The organism is Curtobacterium sp. VKM Ac-2922 (genome assembly GCF_022815645.1).
Classification (GTDB): Bacteria; Actinomycetota; Actinomycetes; order Actinomycetales; family Microbacteriaceae; genus Curtobacterium.
The window spans coordinates 86,900-94,730 of record NZ_JALGRO010000016.1; the positions used below are offsets into that span (position 1 = coordinate 86,900).

At 69.2% G+C, this 7,831-nt stretch carries 7 protein-coding genes; 4 read left to right on the top strand and 3 right to left on the bottom strand.

The features are described from left to right. Nucleotides 1–31: 31 nt before the first annotated feature. Nucleotides 32–1,897, top strand: a complete 1,866-nt coding sequence (locus MT346_RS16820) for a BCCT family transporter (protein ID WP_243564240.1) — start codon at nt 32–34, stop codon at nt 1,895–1,897. Between the two features lie 72 nt (nt 1,898–1,969). On the opposite strand, the gene MT346_RS16825 is transcribed toward MT346_RS16820, so the two are convergent. After that, a complete protein-coding gene (locus tag MT346_RS16825; protein ID WP_243564241.1) occupies nt 1,970–2,998 on the bottom strand; it encodes a TerC family protein in 1,029 nt (342 codons plus the stop codon). Nucleotides 2,999–3,221: 223 nt separating this feature from the next. Here MT346_RS16825 and ftsY point away from each other — a divergent pair, with 223 nt between their 5' ends. Continuing rightward, a complete protein-coding gene (gene ftsY, locus MT346_RS16830; protein ID WP_243564242.1) occupies nt 3,222–4,091 on the top strand; it encodes a signal recognition particle-docking protein FtsY in 870 nt (289 codons plus the stop codon). A 58-nt stretch (nt 4,092–4,149) separates the two neighbouring features. Further along, nucleotides 4,150–4,308 carry a hypothetical protein gene (locus MT346_RS16835; protein ID WP_243564243.1) on the top strand — a complete coding sequence of 53 codons (159 nt, stop codon included), beginning with the start codon at nt 4,150–4,152 and terminating at the stop codon, nt 4,306–4,308. A 110-nt stretch (nt 4,309–4,418) separates the two neighbouring features. Here the strand turns inward: MT346_RS16835 and lipA are convergent, their stop codons facing one another. Beyond that, nucleotides 4,419–5,402, bottom strand: coding sequence for a lipoyl synthase (lipA, locus tag MT346_RS16840; RefSeq protein ID WP_243564244.1), 984 nt, complete (start codon nt 5,400–5,402; stop codon nt 4,419–4,421). Continuing rightward, the gene (lipB, locus tag MT346_RS16845) at nt 5,399–6,070 is read right to left on the bottom strand and encodes a lipoyl(octanoyl) transferase LipB (protein ID WP_243564245.1); all 672 of its coding nucleotides are present in this window, start codon (nt 6,068–6,070) and stop codon (nt 5,399–5,401) included. The genes lipA and lipB overlap by 4 nt, the downstream gene beginning before the upstream one ends. 137 nt (nt 6,071–6,207) lie before the next feature. Here lipB and ffh point away from each other — a divergent pair, with 137 nt between their 5' ends. Beyond that, a complete protein-coding gene (gene ffh / locus MT346_RS16850) occupies nt 6,208–7,758 on the top strand; it encodes a signal recognition particle protein (protein ID WP_243564246.1) in 1,551 nt (516 codons plus the stop codon). Nucleotides 7,759–7,831 lie beyond the last annotated feature (73 nt).

The following is a 7,831-nucleotide window of genomic DNA, read 5'->3' on the forward strand; positions in this document are numbered from 1 at the left end:
CGAAGCCCCACTCCCAGGCACCATGGTGTGTATGGCTACAACGGACACTCCCACCCCGCTGACCTCGGACGGCGAGCCACTCGGCTCGCCGGTCACCACCACCCCACGACTCAAGACCTGGGTGTTCTGGCCGGCGGCCGTGATCGTGCTCGGCTTCGTCGCCTGGACGCTCATCGCGCCGGCCGGGGCCGAGGCCGCGTTCAACGGCCTGCAGAGTGCCATCGTCGCGAACTTCAGCTGGTACTACGTGCTGATCGCCGCGTTCTTCGTCGCGTTCTCGCTGTTCATCGGCTTCAGCAAGTTCGGCGACATCAAGCTCGGCAAGGACCAGGACGAGCCCGAGTTCTCCACCGGATCGTGGTTCGCGCTGCTCTTCGCCGCGGGCATGGGCATCGGCCTGGTGTTCTACGGCGTCTCCGAACCCCTCAGCCACTTCGCCTCGCCCCGGCCGGGTGTGACCGGTGACGAGCAGTCCCTCGCGCAGCAGGCGATGACGCAGACGTTCCTGCACTGGGGGCTGCACGCGTGGGCGATCTACGTCGTCCTCGGGCTGGCCCTGGCGTACGCGATCCACCGCCGCGGACGCCCGGTGTCGATCCGGTGGGCGCTGGAGCCCCTGCTGGGCTCGAAGGTCAAGGGCGCCTGGGGCAACGTCATCGACGTCATCGCGCTCATCGGCACCCTGTTCGGCGTCGCGACGTCACTCGGCCTGGGCGTCATCCAGATCGGTGCCGGGCTCGAGAGTGCCGGCATCGCCGACAGCAGCACCGTCAGCCAGATCGCGATCATCGCCGTCATCACCGCGCTGACGATCGTCTCGCTCGTCACCGGCGTGACCAAGGGCATGAAGCTCCTGTCCAACTTCAACCTGCTGCTCGCCGCCGCGCTGCTGCTCTTCGTCCTGATCGTCGGACCGACGCAGTACCTGCTCCGCGACTTCGTGCAGTCGATCGGCGCGTACATGCAGGACCTCGTCGGGCTGTCCTTCAACGTCAGCGCCCAGCAGGGTGCCGCCGGCGAGGCCTGGCAGGCGTCCTGGACCACGTTCTACTGGGGCTGGTGGATGTCGTGGGCGCCGTTCGTCGGGATCTTCATCGCCCGCATCTCGAAGGGCCGCACCGTCCGCCAGTTCGTCTTCGGCGTCCTGCTCGTCCCCACCGCCCTGACGATGCTCTGGTTCGCGGTGCTCGGGGGCGCCGCCATCCACCAGCAGATGAACGGCGGTGGTCTCGTCGGGGCGGACGGATCGGTGGACGTCGAGGGCTCCCTGTTCACGCTGCTCGGCGACCTGCCCGCCGGCACCGTGCTGACCTTCGGTGCGATCCTGCTGATCGGGGTCTTCTTCGTCACGTCGTCGGACTCGGGTTCGCTCGTGATGGCGATGATCGCGTCCGGCGGTGACATCGAGCCGAAGAACTGGCTGCGGGTGTTCTTCGCCGGGGTCTCCGCGCTGCTCGCGGTCGCCCTGCTGTTGACCGGCGGCCTGAACGCCCTGAAGACGGCCGCCATCACCACCGCGCTGCCGTTCAGCATCGTGCTGCTGTTGACGTGCTGGTCGACGGTCATCGCCTTCACGCGGGAACGGCGGGCGTACGACCGGGCCGAGCGGGCACTGCTGCTGGAACGGGTCGGCGAGTACTACGGCCTCGAGGTCGACGCCCCCGCCGAACGCGGTGCCCACCCCGGGCTCGGCCGGCCGTGGCAGGTGCTGAAGCAGCGGCTCCGTCCGGACCGTCCGGCAGCACCAGGGCGGGACCACACCGGTGCACGCCCCGACGTCGCGATGCAGGCCGACCCGCCGATCCACACCGAGGCGGTGTCGCCCGACCCGGCGCTCGACCCACGGCTCGACGTCGTGCACACGCCGGACGACGGGACCGCGACCGACGGTCGCTGACGTGACCGGGTGACGGGCAGGTGGCGCGGTGCCAGCTGGCACCGCGCCTCCTGTCAGTTGGACCGGTCGCGACTACTTCGCGTCGGCCTCGGCCTCGACGGTGCGCTGCGAGCCGGTGGGCGTGAGCCCGCGCTCCTGCCGCTTCTTCGAGACCACCAGCGAGGCGACCGTCGCGACGGCGATCGTCAGCATGATGAACCCGAGCGAGAACCAGATGGGGATCTCCGGGGCCCACTCGATGTGCTCGCCGCCGTTGATGAAGGGCAGCTCGTTGACGTGCATGGCGTGGAACACGAGCTTCACACCGATGAACGCCAGGATGACGGCCAGCCCCTGCCCCAGGTAGATCAGGCGTTCCAGCAGTCCGGCGATCAGGAAGTACAGCTGACGCAGACCCAGCAGCGAGAACGCGTTCGCGGTGAACACGATGAAGGCGTCCTGCGTCAGACCGAAGATCGCGGGGATCGAGTCGAGCGCGAACAGCACGTCGGTCAGGCCGATCGCGACCATGACCAGCAGCATCGGGGTGAACAGGCGCTTGCCGTCGATCTTGGTGGTCAGGCGGTCGCCGTCGTAGTGGTCCGAGGTCGGGATGATGCGCTTGAGGATCCGGATGAGCCGCGAGTCACCCTCGGTCTCGTCGTGCCCGCCGCCCTTGGCCTGCGACCAGGCGAGCCAGAACAGCAGGATGCCGAACAGGTAGAACACCCACGAGAAGTTCTCGATGATCGTGACGCCGAGGGCGATGAACACACCGCGGGCGACGAGCGCGATCGCGACGCCGACCAGCAGGACCTTCTGCTGGAACTCCTTCGGCACCGCGAAGCTCGACATGATGATCAGGAACACGAACAGGTTGTCGATCGACAGGGCCTTCTCGGTCAACCAGCCAGCGAAGTACTCACCACCGGCCTGGCCGCCACCGAACACCAGGATCCCGATGCCGAAGACGATCGCCAGGGCGATGTAGACGACGGACCAGAACGCGGATTCGCGGATGTGGGGCACGTGCGGCGTGCGCACGTGGGAGTAGAAGTCGAAGACCAGCAGCGCCAGGATGCCGGCGATGGTCAGGAGCCACACGTACAGGGGGACGTCCAACGGATTTCCTTCAGGTTCAGGGCGGTGCGTGTGCTGCACGCGGGTACGCCGAGGCCTGAAGGTCTCTTCCGCCGCGGTCCGCACGATGTGCTGGCCACGACCGGCGCCCCGGGTCCGGGTCGTTCCGGGCCGTACTGACGGGGTCACCGAGAGGGAATACTCCCCTTCGTGATCACGATGCTACCGGGGCGGTCGTCCATGCGTCCGCCCCTAAGCTGGGAACATGGCGAGTTCTTGGTCACTGTCCTCCCGGCTGCGCGGGCTCTTCCAGCGGAAGACCATCGACGAGACCACCTGGGACGACCTCGAGGCGGCGCTCATCGGCGCGGACTTCGGCCCGGACATCTCCGAGGAGATCATCGACGACCTGCACGCGCGCGTCGACCGGTACGGCACCACCGACCCGGCCGACCTGCAGCGGATGCTGCGTGAGGTGCTCGAGGAGCGGCTCTCCAAGCTCGACACCACGCTGAAGCTCAGCGCCCGGCCAGCCGTCGTGCTGGTCGTGGGCGTCAACGGTGTGGGCAAGACCACCACGATCGGCAAGTTCGCCAAGTTCCTGAAGACCTACGACCGCACGGTGCTGGTCGGTGCGGCGGACACGTTCCGCGCGGCAGCGGTCGAGCAGGTCGCGACGTGGGCCCAGCGCGCCGGCGTCGACGTCGTGCGGCCGTCGCAGCCCGGGCAGGACCCGGCGTCGGTCGCCTACCAGACCGTCGAGCAGGCCATGCGCGACGGCATCGAGATCGTCGTGATCGACACCGCGGGCCGGCTGCACACCAAGGCCGGTCTCATGGACGAGCTCGGCAAGATCAAGCGCGTCGTCGAGAAGCAGACCGAGATCGCCGAGGTGCTGCTGGTCCTCGATGCGACAACCGGACAGAACGGGCTCGCCCAGGCGCAGGCGTTCATCGAGGGCGCCGGGGTCACCGGACTCGTCATCACCAAGCTCGACGGGTCCGCGAAGGCCGGGTTCGTGCTGAGTGTGCAGGAGAAGACGGGCATCCCGATCAAGCTCATCGGGCAGGGCGAGGGCATCAACGACCTGACCGGCTTCACCCCGCACGTGTTCGTGCAGAACCTGGTGGGCTAGATCCGGGTAGGTTCTGCGCAGTACAGGGATCGTCCAGGTACGTCGGAAGGAGTTCCCCATGCCAGCACTGCTCATCATCGCGATCGTCGTCGGCCTCGTCCTGCTCTTCAGCGGGATCTTCGTCGCAGCGCTCAAGTTCCTGCTCTTCATCGGCCTGATCCTGATCGTCCTTGCGATCGTCGGCTGGATCGTCCGGCAGGTCCGCAGCCGCGTCTGACCTGCTGCGTCCACTGGACGCGAGCGCGCACCGAACGGGAGGCCCGTCACCAGCTGGTGACGGGCCTCCCGTTGCGTCTGCGGCCGGGTCCCGACGCCCGGCCGCGCCGCTCAGACGGCCTGACGGCCGACCGGGGCGTCCACCAGGTGGGCCAGGTGCGCGGGCACGGTGCCGCCGCGTGCCACGGTGGCGCGTGCCCAGAGTCGGCCCGCGCGGTACGAGGACCGGACGAGCGGACCGGCCAGCACGCCCGCGAAGCCCATGCCCTCGGCCAGTTCGCGCAGCGCCACGAACTCGTCCGGACGCACCCACCGTGCCACCGGCAGGTGCCGCGGCGACGGGCGGAGGTACTGCGTCAACGTGATGATGTCCGTGCCCGCGTCGCGCAGCTGCTGCAAGGCGTCCTCGATCTCGGCGATCTCCTCGCCCATGCCGAGGATCAGGTTCGACTTCGTCACCAGGCCCGCGTCGTGCCCCTGCGTGATGACGTCGAGGGACCGCTCGAACCGGAACGCCGGGCGGATCCGCTTGAAGATGCGCGGGACCGTCTCGACGTTGTGGGCGAAGACCTCGGGCGCGGCGTCGAACACCTGGCCGAGCTGGTCCGGGCGGCCGTTGAAGTCGGGGACCAGGATCTCGACGCCGGTGCCGGGGGACTGCCGGTGGATCGCGCGGATGGTCTCGGCGTACAGCCATGCGCCGCCGTCGTCCAGGTCGTCCCGCGCGACGCCGGTGACCGTGGCGTAGCGCAGGCCCATGTCGGCGACGGAGTCGGCCACGCGGCGGGGCTCGTCGCGGTCGAGCGGCTCGGGCTTGCCGGTGTCGATCTGGCAGAAGTCGCAGCGGCGGGTGCACTGCGAGCCGCCGATCAGGAACGTGGCCTCGCGGTCTTCCCAGCACTCGAAGACGTTCGGACACCCGGCCTCCTGGCACACGGTGTGCAGTTGCTTCTCCTTGACCAGGGCGGAGACCTCGCGGAACTCCGGGCCCTGGGTCGCCCGGGTCTTGATCCAGGCAGGCTTGGTCTCGATCGGCGTCGCGGCGTTCCGGGCCTCGACGCGGAGCATGCGGCGGCCTTCGGGAGCGAGTGTCATGCGGGGACCTCTTCCGGGGTGCTGATGCGGACGCCGGCGTGCATGCCGTCGACCGCCCGTTGGACCTGGACGGCGACGACCTGGGCGACCTCGGCGACGGTGACCGTCCGTCCGGCGACGGCACCGAGCGTGGTGACGCCCGCGTCGGCGATGCCACAGGGGACGATGGCGGCGTAGGCATCGAGCGCGTTGTCGCAGTTGATCGCGATGCCGTGACTGGTCACACCCTCGGCGACGTGCAGGCCGATCGCGCCGACCTTGGCGAGCGTCTGCCCCGTCCTGACCCAGGCGCCGCTGCGTCCCGCGACCCGTTCGGCCAGCACGCCCACCGCGGCGGCAGCGTCGAGGATGACCTGCTCGAGGTCGCGCACCCACGCCACCACGTCGAGCGGTTCGGCGAGCCGCACGATCGGGTAGGCGACCAGCTGCCCGGGGCCGTGCCAGGTGATCCGGCCGCCGCGGTCGACCTCGACCACGTCGGCGCCGTTCGTGGGCAGGTCGCTCGGTTCGGTGCGCCGCCCCGCGGTGTACACGGACGGGTGCTCGCACAGCACCAGCGCGCCGGGGGAGCGGCCCGCGACGACGTCGGCGTGCAGTGTGCGCTGCAGGGCGAGGCCGTCGGCGTACGGCAGCAGGCCCGGTGGGCGGACGACCTGGAGTTCCGGCATGTGCTGAGCGTACGACGGTTTCTGGACGCCGTCCAACAACTCATCCGGTCGTGTCGGGCGCGAGCGGGGGTGTCCCTCGACGCGCTCCTGGACGCGCGTGGGGCGGGCACGGACGGGGCCTGTAGAATCGGAGGATCATGGCGCAATTCGGATCCCTCTCTGATCGGCTGACCGAGACCTTCCGCAACCTGCGGACGAAGGGACGACTCTCCCCCTCGGACGTGGACGGCACCGTCCGCGAGATCCGCCGGGCCCTGCTCGACGCCGACGTCGCGCTCGAGGTCGTCAAGGCCTTCACCGCATCCGTGCGTGAGCGCGCCCTGTCCGACGAGGTCAACCGCGCGCTCAACCCGGCGCAGCAGGTCGTCCAGATCGTCAACGAGGAACTCGTCGGCATCCTCGGTGGCCAGCAGCGCCGCCTGGAGTTCGCCAAGCGTCCGCCGACCGTCATCATGCTCGCGGGCCTGCAGGGCGCCGGCAAGACCACGCTCGCGGGCAAGCTCGGCAAGTGGCTCAAGAAGGACGGCCACACCCCGATGCTCGTCGCCGCGGACCTGCAGCGTCCGAACGCCGTGCAGCAGCTGCAGGTCGTCGGCGAACAGGCCGGCGTGCACGTCTTCGCACCCGAGCCCGGCAACGGCGTCGGCGACCCGGTCAAGGTCGCCAAGAACGCGATCAAGGCCGCGGTCGACCAGCAGTACGACACGGTCATCGTGGACACCGCCGGTCGTCTCGGTGTCGATGCCGAGCTGATGAAGCAGGCCGCCAACATCCGCAAGGCCGTCGACCCGGACGAGGTCCTGTTCGTCATCGACGCGATGATCGGTCAGGACGCCGTCACCACGGCGCGCGCGTTCCAGGAGGGCGTCGACTTCACCGGTGTCGTCCTGTCGAAGCTCGACGGTGACGCCCGCGGTGGTGCTGCGCTGTCGGTGGCGTCGATCACCGGCCGGCCGATCATGTTCGCCTCCACCGGTGAGGGCCTCGACGACTTCGAGCCGTTCCACCCGGATCGCATGGCGAGCCGCATCCTCGACCTCGGCGACATCCTCTCGCTCATCGAACAGGCGCAGGGCGCCTTCGACGAAGAAGAGGCGCGCAAGGTCGCCGACAAGATCGCGACCGACAACTTCACGCTGAACGACTTCCTGCAGCAGATGCAGCAGCTGCGCAAGGCCGGCTCGATCAAGGGCATGCTCGGGATGCTCCCGGGCGCCAAGGGCATGCGCGAAGCCCTCGACAACTTCGACGAGCGCGAGATCGTCCGGACCGAGGCGATCATCCAGTCGATGACCCCGCAGGAGCGCGAGCTGCCGAAGCTGCTCAACGGATCACGTCGTCTGCGCATCGCCAAGGGTGCCGGCTCGACCGTCACCGAGGTCAACCAGCTCGTGAACCGCTTCGAGCAGGCGGCGAAGATGATGAAGACGGTCGCCCGCGGTGGCGTGCCGCAGATGCCGGGCATGGGACCGATCCCCGGCATGCACGGCGGCAAGAAGCAGCAGCAGGGCGGCAAGAAGAAGGCCAAGGTCGGCAACCCGGCCAAGCGCGCAGCGCTCGCCGCCGGCGCCCCCGCCGCGCCGCAGCAGACCCCGAAGGGGTCGGGGCTCGGGCTGGGCGGCGGCAAGAACGGCAAGGCCCCCACCGAGGAAGAGCTCGCGAGCCTGCAGAAGTTCCTGGGTCGCTGACCGCGACCGCGTGACGGACGGGAGGCCCGGTGCCAGCGGGCACCGGGCCACCCGTCGTCCGTGCAACGACCAC